This window comes from Curtobacterium sp. SORGH_AS_0776 (genome assembly GCF_031453355.1).
Classification (GTDB): domain Bacteria; phylum Actinomycetota; class Actinomycetes; order Actinomycetales; family Microbacteriaceae; genus Curtobacterium.
Genome location: NZ_JAVIYU010000001.1, coordinates 1,607,440 through 1,623,786 on the forward strand (window position 1 = coordinate 1,607,440; position 16,347 = coordinate 1,623,786).

At 70.4% G+C, this 16,347-nt stretch carries 16 protein-coding genes; 6 read left to right on the forward strand and 10 right to left on the reverse strand.

The window, feature by feature from the left end; genetic code table 11:
- Positions 1-37 precede the first annotated feature (37 nt).
- From QE359_RS08155 to QE359_RS08185, 7 genes are all read right to left on the reverse strand, one after another.
- Entirely contained in the window at positions 38-655 is a 618-nt protein-coding gene (locus QE359_RS08155) for a response regulator transcription factor (RefSeq protein WP_309778785.1), read from the reverse strand.
- Complete coding sequence (locus QE359_RS08160; RefSeq protein WP_309778786.1) at positions 652-2,055, reverse strand: ATP-binding protein; 1,404 nt, start codon at positions 2,053-2,055, stop codon at positions 652-654. The genes QE359_RS08155 and QE359_RS08160 overlap by 4 nt, the downstream gene beginning before the upstream one ends.
- Before the next feature lie 145 nt (positions 2,056-2,200).
- A complete protein-coding gene (locus QE359_RS08165; RefSeq protein WP_309778787.1) occupies positions 2,201-3,313 on the reverse strand; it encodes a Gfo/Idh/MocA family oxidoreductase in 1,113 nt (370 codons plus the stop codon).
- Positions 3,310-4,110, reverse strand: a complete 801-nt coding sequence (locus tag QE359_RS08170; protein ID WP_309778788.1) for a ThuA domain-containing protein — start codon at positions 4,108-4,110, stop codon at positions 3,310-3,312. The genes QE359_RS08165 and QE359_RS08170 overlap by 4 nt, the downstream gene beginning before the upstream one ends.
- A 58-nt stretch (positions 4,111-4,168) precedes the next feature.
- Entirely contained in the window at positions 4,169-5,059 is an 891-nt protein-coding gene (locus QE359_RS08175) for a carbohydrate ABC transporter permease (protein WP_229086959.1), read from the reverse strand.
- Positions 5,056-6,006, reverse strand: coding sequence for a carbohydrate ABC transporter permease (locus QE359_RS08180; protein WP_374115124.1), 951 nt, complete (start codon positions 6,004-6,006; stop codon positions 5,056-5,058). Before QE359_RS08180 ends, QE359_RS08175 begins: the two co-directional genes overlap by 4 nt.
- A 62-nt stretch (positions 6,007-6,068) precedes the next feature.
- The gene (locus QE359_RS08185) at positions 6,069-7,301 is read right to left on the reverse strand and encodes a sugar ABC transporter substrate-binding protein (protein WP_309778789.1); all 1,233 of its coding nucleotides are present in this window, start codon (positions 7,299-7,301) and stop codon (positions 6,069-6,071) included.
- A 155-nt stretch (positions 7,302-7,456) separates the two neighbouring features.
- Between QE359_RS08185 and QE359_RS08190 the strand changes: the two genes are divergently transcribed.
- From QE359_RS08190 to QE359_RS08205, 4 genes are all read left to right on the forward strand, one after another.
- Positions 7,457-8,473: a LacI family DNA-binding transcriptional regulator gene (locus tag QE359_RS08190; protein WP_309778790.1), complete on the forward strand. Its 1,017-nt coding sequence runs from the start codon at positions 7,457-7,459 to the stop codon at positions 8,471-8,473.
- A gap of 251 nt (positions 8,474-8,724) precedes the next feature.
- The gene (locus tag QE359_RS08195; protein WP_309778791.1) at positions 8,725-10,044 is read left to right on the forward strand and encodes an ABC transporter substrate-binding protein; all 1,320 of its coding nucleotides are present in this window, start codon (positions 8,725-8,727) and stop codon (positions 10,042-10,044) included.
- The gene (locus QE359_RS08200) at positions 10,041-11,012 is read left to right on the forward strand and encodes a carbohydrate ABC transporter permease (RefSeq protein WP_175473726.1); all 972 of its coding nucleotides are present in this window, start codon (positions 10,041-10,043) and stop codon (positions 11,010-11,012) included. Before QE359_RS08195 ends, QE359_RS08200 begins: the two co-directional genes overlap by 4 nt.
- Positions 11,012-11,860, forward strand: coding sequence for a carbohydrate ABC transporter permease (locus tag QE359_RS08205; protein WP_083295042.1), 849 nt, complete (start codon positions 11,012-11,014; stop codon positions 11,858-11,860). Before QE359_RS08200 ends, QE359_RS08205 begins: the two co-directional genes overlap by 1 nt.
- A 72-nt stretch (positions 11,861-11,932) precedes the next feature.
- Here the strand turns inward: QE359_RS08205 and QE359_RS08210 are convergent, their stop codons facing one another.
- Both QE359_RS08210 and QE359_RS08215 read right to left on the reverse strand, forming a co-directional pair.
- Positions 11,933-12,088: a hypothetical protein gene (locus tag QE359_RS08210; protein ID WP_309778792.1), complete on the reverse strand. Its 156-nt coding sequence runs from the start codon at positions 12,086-12,088 to the stop codon at positions 11,933-11,935.
- Positions 12,089-12,248: 160 nt separating this feature from the next.
- The gene (locus QE359_RS08215; protein ID WP_309778793.1) at positions 12,249-12,695 is read right to left on the reverse strand and encodes a MarR family transcriptional regulator; all 447 of its coding nucleotides are present in this window, start codon (positions 12,693-12,695) and stop codon (positions 12,249-12,251) included.
- A gap of 119 nt (positions 12,696-12,814) precedes the next feature.
- Here QE359_RS08215 and QE359_RS08220 point away from each other — a divergent pair, with 119 nt between their 5' ends.
- Positions 12,815-13,804 (forward strand): AraC family transcriptional regulator, encoded by a 990-nt coding sequence (locus tag QE359_RS08220; protein ID WP_309778794.1) that lies wholly within the window; start codon positions 12,815-12,817, stop codon positions 13,802-13,804.
- A 55-nt stretch (positions 13,805-13,859) separates the two neighbouring features.
- Here QE359_RS08220 and QE359_RS08225 read toward each other — a convergent pair whose 3' ends face one another.
- Positions 13,860-14,894 (reverse strand): LacI family DNA-binding transcriptional regulator, encoded by a 1,035-nt coding sequence (locus tag QE359_RS08225; RefSeq protein ID WP_309778795.1) that lies wholly within the window; start codon positions 14,892-14,894, stop codon positions 13,860-13,862.
- Between the two features lie 148 nt (positions 14,895-15,042).
- On the opposite strand from QE359_RS08225, the gene QE359_RS08230 reads away from it, so the two are divergent.
- Positions 15,043-16,347, forward strand: a complete 1,305-nt coding sequence (locus QE359_RS08230; RefSeq protein WP_070416820.1) for an ABC transporter substrate-binding protein — start codon at positions 15,043-15,045, stop codon at positions 16,345-16,347.

Sequence of the window (16,347 nt, forward strand, 5' to 3'; positions counted from 1 at the left end):
CGCCGCCCGACCGGGACCGCACCATCGGACCTTGGTACTAGTACCCGTGGTCCCTGCCCCAGAGCGCCGCGCTCGTGCGGTCGGCCACCCCGATGCGCCGGAAGAGGCTGCCGGCGTGGACCTTCACGGTGCGTTCGGCGATCCCGAGTTCGGTGGCGATCTGCCGGTTCGACAGACCCCGGGCGATCCGGACGAGGACGTCGCGTTCTCGTGGCGGCAGTCGGACGTCGGTGCTCGTGTCCGCCGTGCCCGCGGGGAGCAGGGCCCGGGCGACCCGGGGGTCGATCGGTGTCTCGTCGCGGGCTGCTGCGCGGACGGCGCGGACGACCTCGTCCGGGGCCGCGTCCTTGAGCAGGTACCCGGTCGCCCCGGCCGCGAGGGCAGCGCGGACCCGCCCGTCGTCGGCGAAGGTGGTGAGGACGAGCACCCGGACGTCGGGCATCGCCGACCGCAGTGCCGCCGTGGCCGCGACCCCGCCGGCACCGGGCATCGACAGGTCCATCACGACGACGTCCGGGTGGAGCTCCCGCGCGAGCGCGACGCCCTCCTCACCCGTGGCGGCCTCGCCGACGACCTCGCAGTCGTCCGTCGCCGCGAGCACGGCGCCCAGCCCGCTCCGGACGAGGGCGTGGTCGTCGACGACGAGGACCCTCACCGCAGTGCCTCGGCGTCGACCGGTACGGTCAGCCGCCAGGTGGTGCCGGCGCCGGGCGCGGTGTCGAGTTCGAGGGAGCCGCCGGTGTCCTCGGCGATCTCGCGCAGGAGCGTGGTGCCGAGGTGCCCCGGCCGTCCCGGGTCCGTGGCACGCGTCGCATCGAACCCGACCCCGTCGTCCGTGACGGTGACGACGAGCCCACGGTCCACAGCCGCGTCGACGCTCGGGCCGGGCCCGGTGGTACCGACCTGCACGTCGACGACCGAGGCGTGCGCGTGCGTCACGACGTTGGCGACCGCCTCGCGGACGAACCGCACGACGGCGAGCAGGGCTGCCGGCGACGCGTCGACCGACTCCGGCACGTGGACGCTCGTGGTGAGCCCGGCGGCGCGGGCCCGGGCGCACACGTCGTCGAGCGCCGCACCGAGGCCGTCCCGTTCGGGCGCCGCGGGCCGGATCGCGGACATCGAGCCGCGGAGCGAGGACACCGCCCGACGGAGCGCGGCCGCGGCGTCCGTCGTGGCGGGGTCCGCCCCGAGCGACAGGGCGAGGCCCGCGACGTCCTGCACCGGGCCGTCGTGCAGGTCGGCCGCCATCCGTCGGCGTTCGGCGGCCTCGGCGTCGAGCGCACGACCGAGCAGGCGCTCCCGAGCGCGCTGCCCGGACCGGATCCGCAGGAGGAGCCAGAGCAGCAGGGGCACGAGCAGCGCGAGCACGACGGCGACCGTCCCGAACGCGAGCGCGGCGAACGCTCCGCGGAGGTCGGCGGCCCGGGCGACCACGTCGTCGTACCGCTCGTACGCCTCGAACAACAGGGCCTGGCCGGACGGGGTGTGGACGGCCTGGTACGCCTCGAGCAGGGGACCGTGCCCGCGCTCGTAGCGGTTCTCGGGCTCGGCGAGGTCGGACACCTCGGCGTCGGACCGGTCGGTGTCGAGCGCCTGGAGGTCCTCGTCGCCCAGCGGGAACCGTTCGCCGACGAGCCGCGGTTCGTCGGACCACAGGACCGTCCCGTCCGCCGCCCAGAGCTTCATCCGGACCGCGGAGCCCGCCCGCAGCTCGCCGGCGACCGCGTCGGCCAGTCGTGCGCGCGCTGCGACCCGTTCGGACTCGGGAGCGTCGGGATCGGCGATCGCGTCCACCAGGGCCGGTTCGACGACGACCCGCGCCAGTGCGGCGGTGTCCGACGTCGCGTCACGGACGGCGAAGCCCTCCGCGATGCGCTGCGAGACGAGCGTGCCCGCCGTAGCGACCGCCGCGCCCCCGACGAGGGCGGCGATGACGACACCGACGAGGACCCGGCCCCACGGCGTCCGTCCGGTGCGACGGCGGGGGTCGGCCGCGACGAGCAGCAGCGGGGTCCCCGCCGCTGGGGTGTCCGACGACCGTTGTCCACGCACACGGCCACCGTAACGGTGACGGGTCGCCGCCGGTGCGCACGGTGGACGGACGGACGGGAGGCGCGGTGCGGGTCCGACCCGCACCGCGCCCGGCGCGACGGTCGCGTCGCGACCCGCACCGCGCCTCCTGGACCGCCAGCGTCGCTCAGCCGAGCGCGGCCGTGTCCGGCGACCCCGTCGCGAGCGCGCTGCGCACCGAACCCCACGACGCGAGCCGCTCCCGGATGGCTTCGTCCTGCTCGACCTCGAGCGCCGTGGCGTGCGCCTGCTCGAGGACCTCGTCGATGACGATGCGCCGCCCGGTGCGGGCGGACGCGATCGCGGCGTCCACCATCGTGAGGCTCATCACGTTGCCGTGCACCTCGCCGTCGGGGCGCTCGCCGGAGCGGACCGCACGGACGAAGGACGCGAGTGCGCCGGCGATCTCGTTGCCGACGCTCGGGGCCGCGTCCGGTGCGCCCGGCGTGCCGTCGAGGTCGCTCCACGGGTCGTGGTCGCCGTCCCACAGCGCCGTGCCCGCGGGTCCGGAGGCGCGCCAGTCGCCGTTCCACGAGGTCTCGGCACCCGGTGCGCACCACGAGCCGTCGTACACGTAGCGGACGTCGTCCTCGAACGTGAAGACCGCGGCGGCCGCGGCGTCGCCCCGGTACCAGGACCACGCCGGGTTCCACGACTCGCAGTACACCGACACCGGGTCCCGCTCGAGCACGTAGCGCGCGGAGTCGAACGCGTGGATCGCCATGTCGAGCAGGAGGACGTCGTCCATCTCCTCGCGGAAGCCGCCGAAGTGCGGGGCCTTGGCGAAGCGCGTGCTCAGCCCGCCGACGCCCCCGAGCCCACGGACGTGCTGCCGGAAGGCGACGAGGTGGTCGTTGTACCGCCGGGACTGCGACACCATGAACAGCTTGCCGGTGGCCTCGGCGGCGGCCGCGAGCGACAGCGCCTCGGCGACCGTCTGCGCCGCGGGCTTCTCGCCCAGGACGGGGAGTCCGGCGCGGAGGGCCTCGAGCGTGACGGGGTGGTGCGCGACCGGGACGGTGATGTCGAGGACGGCCTCGGCACCGGTCTCGGTGGCGAGGGCGGTGAGGTCGGTGCCGACGGGGATCGTCGGGTCGCCGGCGACCGCGGCTCCGGCCCGGGCGGCGTCGAGGTCGAGGTCGACGATGCCGACCAGCTCGACGTCCGGGTCGGCCGCGACGGTGGCGAGCCAGGCGCGGCCCATGCCGCCGGCGCCGACCTGCACGACGCGGAGGGTCATGCCTGTGCCCCTTCGTGCTCCTCGACCGGTGCGTCGTCGAACGGGCCGCGGTAGTGCTGGCCGTCGAAGTACTCGCCGAGGTCGTACCGGCGCAGTGTCGGGATCTCCCGCTCACGCTCCGGCCGCGCCCACTCGGTGGCGTTCGCGATCACGCGTCGGACGTCCTTGTGGTGGTACACGGGGAAGTCCTGGTCGCCGGGGGAGAAGTAGAAGATCTTCCCGAGGCCGCGGCGGTAGGTCATGCCGCTCCGGAACACCTCGCCGCCGGTGAAGCCCGAGATGAACACGAGCTCGTCGGGGGTCGGGACGTCGAAGTACTCGCCGTACATCTCCTGCTCGGGGATGACGATCGGGTTCGGGACGCCGCGCGTGATGGGGTGCTGCGGGTTCACGGTCCAGACGAGCTCCTGGTCGTGCTCGCTGCGCCACCGGAGCGTGCAGGTCGTGCCCATCAGCCTCCCGAAGATCTTCGACCAGTGGCCGGAGTGCAGCACGACGAGGCCCATGCCGGACAGGACGTGCTTGTGCACGCGGTCGACGACGGCGTCGTCCACGTCCTGGTGTGCGGCGTGGCCCCACCAGGTGAGGACGTCGGTCTGGGCGAGGACCTCGTCGGTGAGGCCGTGCTCGGGCTCCTGCAGCGTGGCGGTGCGGACGACGGCGTCCGGGAGGTTCTCGCGGATGCCGTCGGCGATGGCGCCGTGCATGCCGTCGGGGTACCGCTCGGCGACGTGCTGCTCGACCTGCTCGTGGACGTTCTCGCCCCAGACGGTGATGCGCAGCGGGGTGGTGGTCATGGTGTGCCTTTCTGGCTGGGGTTCGTGGTCGTCGCCGGCAGCCCGGCGTGGGCTGCCGTCACTTGACGGCGCCGCCGAGAGCGCCGGCGGAGATGTACCGCTGGGCAACGATGAGCAGCACGGCCGCCGGCAGCGACGCGAGGACCGACGTCGCCATGACGGGCCCCCAGTCGGTGACGTTCGAACCGATGTAGTTGTAGATGCCGAGCGTGATCGGCCGGACCGCGGTCGTCGACGTCAGGGTGAGCGCGATGAGGAAGTCACCCCAGGCGCCGAGGAACGTGAAGAGCGCCGCCGTGACGATGGCGTTCCGGCTGATGGGCAGGACGATCGAGATGAACGCCCGGAAGTCGTTCGCGCCGTCGACGAGCGCGGCCTCGACCAGGCTCGGCGGGATCGACTCCATGAACGCACGCATGAGCAGCACGGCGAACGGCACCTGGACGGCGCTGTCGGCCAGGATCAGCCCGATGTAGCTGTTCAGCAGCCCGACGTTGTTGAACAGCGTGTAGAGCGCGTTCGCGATGACGATCGCCGGGATCATCTGCGTGATGAGCAGCACGAGCAGGAACACCCGGGTGCCGCGCATCTTGAACCGAGCCAGCCCGTAGGCGGCCGGGGTCGCGATCGCCAGGGTCAGCACGACGGTGCCGAGGCCGATGATCATGCTCGACAGGAAGTTCTGCCCCTGCTGGGCGAACGCGGTCTCGTACCCGCGGAAGGTGGGGGAGAACGGGAACCAGGTCGCAGTGGCGGCCCCGGACGTGGCCTGCAGGCTCGTGTTCACCATCCAGTAGACGGGGAACACCATGATCGCGAGGAACACGCAGCCGAGGATCGTGAGCGGGATGCCCTTGACGCCGCGCTTCGGTCCGGGGACCCGTGCACTGCGCTTCGTGGTGATCGCCCTGGTGGCGGTGACGGTCTGGTTCGCGAGTCCGACGCTCATTCGTCGACCGCCTTCCTGGAGATCGCGATGTAGACCATCGCGAAGACGAACGAGACGACGATGAGCACGTTGCTCACGGCGGCTCCGATGCCGAACTGGAAGTTGATGAAGGACTGGTGGTAGGCGTTCGTGGCCAGGGTCTGCGTGGAGTTCGCCGGGCCGCCACCGGTGAGGCCGAGGATGATGTCCACGACCTTCAGCGTGTAGACGACCCCGAGCACGATCACGACGCTCACCACGCTCCGGATGCTCGGCCAGGTGATGTACCAGAACGCCTTGAAGCCCGTGGCGCCGTCGAGCGCGCCGGCCTCGTACAGCTCCGGCGGCACGGACTGCAGCCCGCTGTAGAGGATCGTCGTGTTGAAGGGGATGCCGAGCCAGACGTTCACGCCGATGACGGCGATGAGGGCGAGGCTCGGGCTGACCAGCCACGGCACCGGGGCGATGCCGACCACGCCGAGGAGCTGGTTGAGCGCGCCGCTGTCCTGGTCGAGGAGCCACTTCCAGACCGCGCTGGACGCGATCAGCGGGAGCAGCCACGGCAGGAGGAGCAGTCCGCGCAAGAACCCCGACAGCGGGAAGTGCCGCCGGAAGAACAGTGCGAGGGCGAGGCCGATCACGAACTGCAGGATGATCGAGCCGGCGGTGAACAGCGCGGTGTTCACGACGCTCGTCGCGAAGACCGAGCTCTGGAACACCTGGATGTAGTTGCCGAGCCCGACCCATGGGGCCTCGCCCGTGAAGAAGGTCTTGGTCGTGTAGTCCTGGAAGGACATGATGATGTTCTTCACGACCGGGTAGCCGAAGAACACGGCCACGAAGAGTGCGGCCGGGATGACGAAGAGCCATCGGGTGATCCCGATCCGCATGCGCGCGCGGCGCTGGCCGGGTCGTGGTGGTGGGACGGACGCCTGGGTCCGTGGTCGGGTCTGTGTCGTGGCGCTCATGCCGGAACCGCTCCTTCCGAGGGTGGGGAGGGAGCCGGCCGGGTGGCCGGCTCCCTCGTGCACTACTGGCTCTGGGACTGCGCCTGCTCGAGCGCTGCCTCGGGGTCGGCCTTGCCCGTCAGGGCGAGCTGGACGGCGGTGTAGATCTTCGTCGCGGCCTTGGGCCAGTCGGGTCCGAGCTCACCGGTGCGGGCACGGGCGGTCTTCACCGTCGTGACGAACGAGGCCACCTGCGGGTGGTCGGACGCCCATGCTGCGCCGGCCTCGAGGTTCGTCGGCACGTTGCCGCTCACCTCGGCGAGGGCCTTCTGCGTCTTCTGCGAGTGGAGGCAGCCGACGAACTTGGCGGCGAGCTGCATCTTGTCCTTGTCGCCGGTCTGCGGGACGGTGAACGCCTCGCCGCCGAGCGGTGCGACGGTCTCCGAGCCGGTGCGGGTCGGGATCGGGACGCTGTCGAACTCGAGGCCCTTCTTCGCGTTCAGGGCCGGCAGCTGCCACGGGCCGTTGATCATCATCGCGGCCTTGCCGGCGAGGAACTGGCTGTTCACGTCGGCCTGGGCCCAGTTGATCGAGCTCTTCGACATCGAGCCGTCGTTCTGCAGGTCCTCGACGAGCTGCAGGGCCTGCGCGGCCTCGGGCGTCGCGATGTCCTTCTCGTCACCGCCGTTCGACCAGAAGAAGGGCAGGAACTGCCAGGTGCCCTCGTAGGTGTTGATGTTGCTCATCGCGAAGCCGTACGTGGACCCGGAGGTGAGCTTCTTCGCGGCGGCCTTCAGCTCGTCCCAGGTCTTGGGCGGCTGCACGCCGGCGTCCGCCAGCAGTTTCTTGTTGTAGTAGAGCGCGATGGAGTTCGTGTTCGACTGCAGGCCGTAGAGCTTGCCCTTGTAGGTGCTCGCCGCCTTCACGCCGGGGACGTCGCCCTCGGCGCTGAGGCCGTAGTCGCTGAGGTCGGAGAGTGCCCCGGAGGCCGCGATCTGCTGCACGTCGGGGTTGTCGAGCATGAGCACGTCGGGCAGGGTCCGCGAGGACGCCTGCTGCAGCACCTTCGAGATCAGACCGGCACCGGCGACGTGGTTGATCGTGACCGTCGCGTCGACGTCCTTCGCGCACTGCTTGTACACGGGGTTGTAGGTCGCGTCGTAGTAGTCCTCGATCGTCAGGGCCTTGCTCCCACCGGACGAGGCCGATCCGGAACCGGAGCACCCGGTGAGGACCAGGGGGATCGTGGCGAGCACGGCGACCGCGCCGACGAGGGCGCGGGTCCGGCGCGACGGGGAGGGGAATCTTTGCTTCATTGCAGAGCTCTTCTCTTGACGGATGCAGGGGGCAGGCGCGCAACCACGAATCCGCTGACGTCATCGTCGCTGTGTTCCTTGGGGCGAGAAGCTAACAGAAAAGCGCTTCACCTGTAAAGCGCTTTTTTCGCATCCCGGACGGTAGGCTGAGCGGCATGGCCACGATGCAGCAGGTCGCCGATCGGGCGGGTGTGTCGATCGCCACCGTGTCCTTCGTCGTGAACGGCACGAAGTACGTCACCCCCGCGACGACCGCCCGCGTGCAGGCGGCGATGCGCGAGCTGAAGTTCCGCGGCAACGTCGTCGCTCGGGCGCTCGCGAGCCGCCGCACCCGGATCATCGCGCTGCTGTTCCCGACCACCGGCAACCGCTTCAGCCCGACCACCTCGCAGTTCTTCATGAGCGCTGCCGAGCGGGCGTCCGAGCGCGGCTACCATCTCGTGCTCTGGCCGGTCGACCCCGCCGGCGACGATCTCGACGACCTCGTCTCCGGGGGACTCGTCGACGGTGTGATCCTCATGGAGGTGCGGATGGACGACCCCCGCGTCGCCGTCCTCACCGCGCTCGACGTGCCGTTCACGCTCATCGGCCGCACCCGGGACAGCAGTGGTCTGCCGTTCGTCGACATCGACTTCGAGACCACGATCGAGTCGAGCATCGACCACCTGCAGTCGCTCGGGCACCGGCGGTTCGCGCTCGTGCTCGAGGACCTCGAGGGCACGCCGATGGCCGGCTACGCGCCGCACCTCCGCGCCGAGGCCACCTTCCGGCAGGTGACGGCCGCGCGTGGGCTCGGCGGCACCGTGGTCACCGCGGGTCCGGGGAGCGACGGCGGACGTGCCGCGGCGAGCGAGATGCTCGCGCTCGACCCCGGCGTGAGCGCCGTGCTCGTGATGAAGGACGACTCCTCCGCTGGGCTGCTCGTCGGCCTGTACGCGGCCGGGCGCCGGGTACCGGAGGACGTCTCGGTGCTCAGCATCGCCTCGTCCGAGGCCAACGCCGACCAGCACTACCCGCGGCTGTCGACGATGGTGGCTCCGGGGCGCGAACTCGGGACCCGTGCGGCGGACGCGCTCATCGACCAACTCGACGGGAAGTCCGACGAGCTGCCGCACTTCCTGCTGCCCTGCACCCTCCGCACGGCCGAGTCGACGGCACCCGCGCCCGCCTGACCGGCGCGCGGGGCGCGCAGGGCGCTCGCCGAGTCTCGCCTGGGCGGACACGTTCGCGGCTCCGACACCGCGAATGTGTCCGCATGGCCGAGTCTCGGGGCCTCGCCGCGGGCGGACGCGACCGCCCCACGGACGGGAGGCGCGGGTCGGCCCCGCACCGCGCCTCCCGTCGCCGCACCCACCGGGCACCCAGGGTCGGTTTGGTTGTGTGGACGTACAGGTTCGCACCAGGGGACGTCGAGGAGGACGTGATGGCGATCGACCGCAGGATGTTCCTGCTCGGGGGAGCGGGGGTGCTGCTGCTCGCCGGCTGCTCCACCCGACCCGAGCGCACCACGGTCCAGGAGTGGCCGACTGACCCTCCCGAGGGTGACGTCACGATCAGCTGGTGGGCCGGCCAGGTCGCGTCGAAGGACGGCGGGGACCTGCGGCGTCGGCTCATCGCCGAGTTCCAGAAGGAGCACCCGAACATCCGGGTGCGCATCGTGAGCGCCCCGAGCGACACCGACACGAACCGCACCAGCCTGACCACCCAGATCGCCGCGGGCAGCAGCACCCCGGACGTCTACCTCGGGGACGTCGCGTGGCCGGGGCAGTTCGCGAAGAACAAGCTCGCGACCCCGGTGAACGAGCTCGTCGGTGCGGACTTCTTCGACCAGTTCCCCGAGGGGCTCCGGCAGGCCGCGAGCGTCGACGGCACGTACTACATGTTCCCGCTCTACATCGACGAGTCGTTCTTCCTGTACCGGAAGGACCTGCTCGCCAAGCACTCCCTGCAGGTTCCGGGGTCGTGGGAGGAAGTGCGCGAGACCGCGGCGAAGCTCGTCGACACCGGCGACGTCAGCTACGGGTTCGCGTTCCAGGGCGACGTGTACGAGGGCCTCACCTGCAACGTCACCGAGTTCGTCGCGGACGCCGGCGGCTCGCTGCTCAACGACGACCTGACGAGACCCGAGACCACGAGCTCGGAGACGAAACGTGCGTTCGAGTTCATGCGGTCCCTGATCACCGACGGCGCCAGCCCGCGCGCCACCCTGACGTACCAGGAGCAGGACACGAACGACGCGTTCTCGGGCGGCCGAGCGGCGTTCCTCCGCAACTGGTCGTACGCGTGGGGCATCGCGAACGGGCCGGACAGCCAGGTCGCCGGCAAGGTCGGACTCGCCGCGCGGCCGACCTTCGACGGGCAGGACGAGCACCACTCGACCATCGGCGGGTGGGGCAACTACATCAACCCGCACACGCAGCAGCCCGCAGCAGCGCTGACGTTCGCGAGCTGGATGTCGAGCGAGACGGCGCAGCAGTTCCTCACCCGCGAGGGCGGGGTCCTGCCGGCCCGGAGCGAGTCGCTCACGAGCGAGGACGCGAAGCGCCAGCAGCGCCCGACGTACGACACCGCCGCGGGCATCACCCTCGTGCCCCGTCCGACGTCGACGGCGTACTACCCGAAGGTCTCGCAGGGTGTGTACCAGAACGGCAACAGCATCCTCGGCGGCCAGGCGTCCGTCGACGGCGGCACGAGCACGATGGCGTCGGCCATCGCGCTCGCCCTGAAAGGCGAGGCACTGTGAGCGCCGGCACCGCGACGCGGTCGTCGACCCGTCCAGGAGGCGCGGGTCGCCTCGACCCGCCGCCCCGCCTCAGCGGGCGGTCGCGTCTCGACCGCATCCGCGCGCGGGGCGCGTGGGGCTTCGCGGCCCCGGCGCTCCTGGTCGTCGCGGCGGTGACGATCTTCCCGGTGGTCTACTCGATCGTCCTGAGCTTCGCGGACGTCGAGGTCGGCTACGAGGGGTTCACGATCCGGTCGTTCGGCCTCGGCAACTACGCGGCCCTGCTGCAGAGCGCGGACTGGTACCGGGCGCTCGGGTTCACCGTGCTGTACACGGTCGTGACGGTGTTCGTCGAGCTCGTGCTCGGCATGCTCGTGGCCCTCGTGCTCGAGCGGCTCGGGGCGACCCGGGGATGGATGCTGGCGCTGATGCTCATCCCGTGGTCGCTCGTCACGATCGTGAACGCGCAGCTCTGGAAGTACATCTACGACTCGACGTACGGCGTCGCGACCTGGTTCTTCGGGCTGTTCGGCGAGGCCCCGGTGATCCTCGGCGAACCGGTGCCCGCGATCACCGGGCTGATGGTCGCGGACATCTGGAAGACGACGCCGTTCGTGGCGATCATCCTGCTCGCGGGGCTCGTGCAGATCTCCGAGGACCACTACGAGGCGGCCGAGCTCGACGGCGCGAGCACCTGGCAGACGTTCTGGCGGGTGGTGCTCCCGCAGCTCACGCCGACCCTGACCATCGCGGTGCTGTTCCGCATCCTGCAGGCGTTCGGCGTGTTCGACCTGCCGTTCGTGCTGACGAACGGCGGTCCGGGCACCGCCACCCAGTCGCTCGCGATCATGGGCTACAAGGTGCTCTTCCAGGACATCAACATCGGCCCCGGTGCGGCGATCGCGACGTCCACGGCGATCATCGTCGCGGCGGGGTGTCTGCTGTTCCTCCGGGCGTTCCGGAACCAGGCGAAGGGAGGGGATGCCTGATGCCCCGTCAACGCGTCCGCAAGGGCTGGCGGAAGTGGGTCAACACCGTCAACGTCAGTGGTGTCGTCATCGCGGTGCTCACCGCGCTGCCGCTGTACTGGCTCGTGTCGACGTCGCTCAAGCCGGCGTCCGAGATCGGGCAGTCGCCGCCGACCGCCTTCCCGCAGTCGTTCACCCTCGACAACTTCGTGGTGGCGTTCCGCGACAACGCGCTCGGCCAGTACATGGTGAACAGCGTCATCGTGTCGGTGTCGACGACGGTGATCGTGCTCGCGCTGTCGTTCCTCGCCGGGTACGCGCTCGCCGGGCGGTGGATCCGCGGGCGGACGGCGATCATGACCTCGTTGCTCATGCTCTCGGTGTTCCCGGCGATCGCCGTGCTGACCCCGCTGTACCTGCTCGAGCGGAACCTCGGGCTGCTCAACTCCTACCCGGGGCTGATCGTGCCGTACGTGGCGTTCAACCTGCCCTTCGCGATCTGGATCATGCGGAACTACCTCGTCGGGATCCCCTCGACGATCGAGGAGGCCTCCGAGATCGACGGTGCCGGAGCCTGGCGCACGGTGCTCTCCGTGATCCTGCCGATGGCGAAGCCGGGGCTCTTCACGGTCGGGGTGTTCACGTTCACGGCGTCGTGGAGCGAGTTCCTGATGGCGCTGACGTTCAACAGCGAGAACTCGTTCCGGACGATCCCGGTCGGTATCGCCCTGTTCGGGACGCAGTTCACCGTGCCGTTCGCCCAGATCTTCGCGGCGAGCGTGGCGGCGACGGTGCCGATCGTCATCCTCGTGCTGGTGTTCCGCCGGTCGATCGTGTCCGGTCTGACGTCGGGCGCGGTGAAGGGCTGAACCGGGCCCGGAACGGGACGGGAGGCGCGTGGCGGACCCGCCACGCGCCTCCCGTCCGATCGCGACCCGTCGTCAGCGGCGACGCGGGTCGCGATCGGTGTCGGTGAAGAAGTCCTCGTAGAGGCCCGCACCGTCTTGCAGCTCGCCGTACTTCCACCGCTTGCGCATCCGACGGAACGTCTCGATGCGCACCGGGTCGACGCCCTGCTGGGATTCGTACTTGCCCATGGTTTCCTCCCCGTCGTCCTCGTACCCCCGATCGGGGGCGTCCCCTCGTGACGGTACGGGCGAGAGCGTTCCGCGTCCGGCAAAGTAGGTCGGGAATTTACCTAAGTGCGCTTGGTGGACAAACGTTCGAGGTGCGCTCGCCAGCGCCCGTACTCTGCCGTCAAGGGGTCGGGGCGCCGAACTCGAGCGCCTGGATGACCCTGTCGATGACCCGGACGTACTTCGCCCGCTCCCGATCCGTGAAGGAGGACAACAGCTCGTGCAGATGCTCGTTCGTGCTGTCCATCGCCGACGCGTACGCACGCTCGGTCTCGGGGGTCAGCTCGATGTACCGGCTCCTGCCGTCGTCCGGGTTCGGGACACGGCACAGGTGTCCCGCCCGTTCGAGCCGATCGACCGTGCCCGTGACTGCCGGGCCACTCAGGCCGAGGTGCGACGCGAGGTCCTTCACCCGCACCTTCCGCTCGGCGGCCTCGGCGCGGGCGACGAACTGCAGCACGGTCAGGTCGGAGCCGGAGACCGACAGGTGTTCGCGGAGTCGACCGCGGAGCGCTCCCATCGCGGCTTCGAGCCGGGTGACGGCGGCCATCAGGTCGATCTCACTCACGCGGTCGCCCCTTCGGTGCGGATCGGTTCCGCGCAACGATACGCCGCGCTCACCCGACCAGCGTATCCAGATAACGAGGGGTGGCACGGAATCCGGACAACCGCAGTGCGGGAGGTCGCATGGCTGACCCGCTGACCGACGACTTCGGCGACGAGCAGACCGCGACACCTGCGACCGTCCGGTTCGAGGTGTCCGGCGGCCGTCCGGAAGACGCCGCGCGCGATCTCGGCGCGGTCTACCGCGGGGAGCGGTGGGACGCGCGAGTGACCGAGGCGCCGTTCGACTACCGGTACACGGCGATCGGCGACGCGGAGGTGACCATCCGCCGGTCCCAGTTGCGCGGCGCCCTCTCCGGGGTGGTGCCGGCCGGTGGCGACTACGTCGTGACCTGGATCAGCTCCGGCACCGCCGAGATCGAACGGTCGGGGGAGCGGTACGTCCTGCCGCTCGACGCCCCGGCGCTCTTCCCGCCGGACCACGACTACGCCTTCCGCACCGCGGACTACGACCAGCGGGTCGTGCACCTCGATCGAGCGTTCGTCCGCCGGGTCGCCGTGACGCGCACCGACGTCGGCGACCACGCGTTGCGCTTCGACGACCGACACGTGCCGGGGTCCGAGACGGCGCGGCGCTGGCAGGGGGCGTTGACGGCGCTCGCACGGTCGCTGCGCGTCGGCGGCACGGACTCGGTCGCCTGGCAGGCCGCCAAGGTCACCGCTGCCGAGGTCTTCCTCGACATGTTCCCGCCGAAACTCGACGACCTGCCCGCCGTGCTCGGGCAACCGCGCAACGCCCGGCTCCGCGCCGCGGTCGAGTACGTCCACGACCACGCCGCGGAGCCCGTCACGATCGGCGACCTGTCGGCGGCGTCCGGGTTGAGCGTGCGCTCCGTGCAGGAGTCGTTCCGTCGGGTGTTCGACGTGTCCCCGCTGACGTACCTGCGGCAGGTGCGCCTCGACCGGGTGCGCGCCGAGCTGCTGGACACCGATCCGCTCGCCGGGGCGGTCGGGGACGTCGCGCGCCGGTGGGGGTTCGCGCACCTCGGGCGGTTCTCGGCGGCGTACGCGGAGCGGTTCGGGGAGTACCCGAAGCAGACGCTGCGGCGCTGACAGTGCGGTCCGCCGCTGACGGTGCGGCGTTGACGGTGCGGTCCGCCGCGCGGTGTCAGCGGTCCGCGGGCGCCGGTCCGGTGCTCCGGCGCACGCGCAGGGTCGTCGGCAGCCGGACGTGGTCCGACGTCGGCTCGCCGCGCAGCATCGTGAGGAGCATCTCGACCGCCCGCGAGCCGAGCTCGACGAGGGGCTGTGCGACGGTGGTCAGCGGCGGCGTGGTGGTCGCGGCCTGGGGCACGTCGTCGAACCCGACCACCGACAGGTCCCCGGGCACATTGAGTCCGAGTTCGGCTGCGGCACGGAGCACACCGACCGCCGACGAGTCGTTCGCCGCGAACACCGCGGTCGGACGGTCCGGTCCGGCGAGCAGGTCGCGGGCGACCTCGGCCGAACGGTCCTCCTGGTAGCCGCCGTCGCGGACGAGTGACTCGTCCACCGACAGGCCCGCTGCCGCCAGTGCGCGTCGGTAGCCGGCCTCGCGCAGCTGTGCCGACGCCAGGTCTGGACGACCCCGGAGGTGCGCGATCCGGGTGTGCCCGAGCGCGACGAGGTGCTCGACTGCCTGGACGGCCCCGGCCTCGTTGTCGGAGTCGACCGTGGCGTGCCCCTCGGGGCCGGTGTGCGGGTCGATCGCCACGACCGGGATCGACGAAGTCGAGAGCGCCGTGCTCGGGGTCACCACGATCGCGCCGTCGATGAGCGTGCCGGACAACCGCGAGAGCGACCGGCGTTCCCATCCCTTCTGCTCGGCACCGGTCACGAGCCCGGCGTAGGCGAGCAGTTCGTACCCGGTGCCGGTCGTGGCGCCGGACACCCCGCGCAGGAGCTCGGTCGAGAACGGCTCGAACTCGGTGACGAGGATGCCGATGACGTTCGTCCGCGAGCTGCGGAGGCTGCGTGCGACGAGCGAGGTCTCGTAGCCGAGCTGCTCGACGACCTCCTGCACGCGCAGGATCGTCGCGGGGGCGACGCCGTCGCGTTGGTTGATCACCTTCGACACGGTCGGGATCGAGACCCCGGCAGCGCGTGCGACGTCCGCGATGGTGACCCGGCCGGCTCCGGGACGCATGCCGAGGGCCGTGTCCATGTGCACACCGTACCGCTGAGCTGACGCGCAAATTGGTAAAGAAAACGTTATCGATATCGATTGACATGGCTTGATGGCACCTGGCACGCTCTCCGCAGCGGCAGTCGATGTCGCTGATTGTCAACGACGACACTTCAGGAGATCCACGATGACGAGGAAGATCCGTGCCACGGCAGCCATCGCGCTGATCGGGGCGACAGCACTGGTGGCCGCAGGCTGCTCGGCCGGCAGCGACGCCGCCGGGGGCGACAGCGGCGACGGGAAGGTCTCGATGACCTTCTGGAACAACTCGACGACCGGGCCGGGCAAGGCCTTCTGGCAGGACACCGTCAAGGCGTTCGAGGCGAAGAACCCGAACGTCACGATCAAGATCCAGGCCATCCAGAACGAGGACCTGGACGGCAAGCTCCAGACCGCCCTCAACTCGAACTCCGCCCCGGACGTGTTCTCGCAGCGCGGCGGCGGCAAGATGGCCGCGATGGTCAACGCCGGCCAGCTGCTGGACATCTCCGACTCGATCGGCTCCGGTGCCAAGAGCGGGATCAGCGACGGATCGTTCAAGGCCTTCGAACTGAACGGCAAGACCTGGGCGATGCCGACGAACGTCGACCCCGAGGGCATCTGGTACAGCCAGGACCTCTTCAAGGAGGCCGGTATCGAGGGCACGCCGACCACGATGGACGAGCTGAACGCCGACATCCAGAAGCTCAAGGACAAGGGCATCCAGCCGGTCGCCGTCGGTGCGAAGGACGCCTGGCCCGCGGCGCACTGGTACTACAACTTCGCACTGCGGGCCTGCTCGTCGAACGTGCTCAACAAGACCGCGCAGGACCTGAAGTTCGACAACAAGTGCTGGAAGCAGGCCGGTGAGGACACCAAGGCCTTCTTCGACACGAAGCCCTTCAACGACGGCTTCCTGACCACCTCGGCCCAGCAGGGCGCCGGCAGCTCAGCCGGTCTCGTCGCGAACCACAAGGCCGCGATGGAGCTCATGGGCGCCTGGGACCCGGGCGTGATCTCCTCGCTCACCCCGGACGGCAAGCCGCTGCAGGACCTCGGCTTCTTCCCGTTCCCGGAGGTCTCCGGCGGCAAGGGTGCGCCCGGCTCGATGATGGGCGCCGTGGGCGGGCTCTCCTGCTCGGCGAAGGCCCCGAAGAAGGCCTGCACCGACTTCCTCAACTTCGTCACCACGAAGAGCGTGCAGGAGAACTACTACAAGGCGTTCAACTCGATCCCCGCGAACAAGGACGCGCAGTCGGTCGTGACCGAGCCGTACCTGACCACGGTGCTCAAGGCGTACAACGACGCCCCGTTCGTCTCGAACTACCTCGACACGCTCTACGGCCAGAACGTCGGCAACGCGCTCAACACCAGCGTCGTCAACCTGCTCGCCGGCAAGGGGTCCGTCTCGGACATCGTGTCGACCGTCAACCAGGCCGCGGCGAAGGGCTGA

Bases quoted from the DNA above. Each gene is read 5' to 3' on its own strand.
- QE359_RS08165 (WP_309778787.1), bottom strand. From the start codon at position 3,313: ATGACCCTCCGCGTCGTGCAGGTCGGCGCCGGCGGCATGGGCCGCGCC.
- QE359_RS08170 (WP_309778788.1), bottom strand. From the start codon at position 4,110: ATGACCACCACCCCGCTGCGCATCACCGTCTGGGGCGAGAACGTCCAC.
- QE359_RS08175 (WP_229086959.1), bottom strand. From the start codon at position 5,059: ATGAGCGTCGGACTCGCGAACCAGACCGTCACCGCCACCAGGGCGATC.
- QE359_RS08180 (WP_374115124.1), bottom strand. From the start codon at position 6,006: ATGAGCGCCACGACACAGACCCGACCACGGACCCAGGCGTCCGTCCCA.
- QE359_RS08185 (WP_309778789.1), bottom strand. From the start codon at position 7,301: ATGAAGCAAAGATTCCCCTCCCCGTCGCGCCGGACCCGCGCCCTCGTC.
- QE359_RS08190 (WP_309778790.1), top strand. From the start codon at position 7,457: ATGGCCACGATGCAGCAGGTCGCCGATCGGGCGGGTGTGTCGATCGCC.
- QE359_RS08195 (WP_309778791.1), top strand. From the start codon at position 8,725: ATGGCGATCGACCGCAGGATGTTCCTGCTCGGGGGAGCGGGGGTGCTG.
- QE359_RS08205 (WP_083295042.1), top strand. From the start codon at position 11,012: ATGCCCCGTCAACGCGTCCGCAAGGGCTGGCGGAAGTGGGTCAACACC.
- QE359_RS08210 (WP_309778792.1), bottom strand. From the start codon at position 12,088: ATGGGCAAGTACGAATCCCAGCAGGGCGTCGACCCGGTGCGCATCGAG.
- QE359_RS08220 (WP_309778794.1), top strand. From the start codon at position 12,815: ATGGCTGACCCGCTGACCGACGACTTCGGCGACGAGCAGACCGCGACA.
- QE359_RS08225 (WP_309778795.1), bottom strand. From the start codon at position 14,894: ATGGACACGGCCCTCGGCATGCGTCCCGGAGCCGGCCGGGTCACCATC.
- QE359_RS08230 (WP_070416820.1), top strand. From the start codon at position 15,043: ATGACGAGGAAGATCCGTGCCACGGCAGCCATCGCGCTGATCGGGGCG.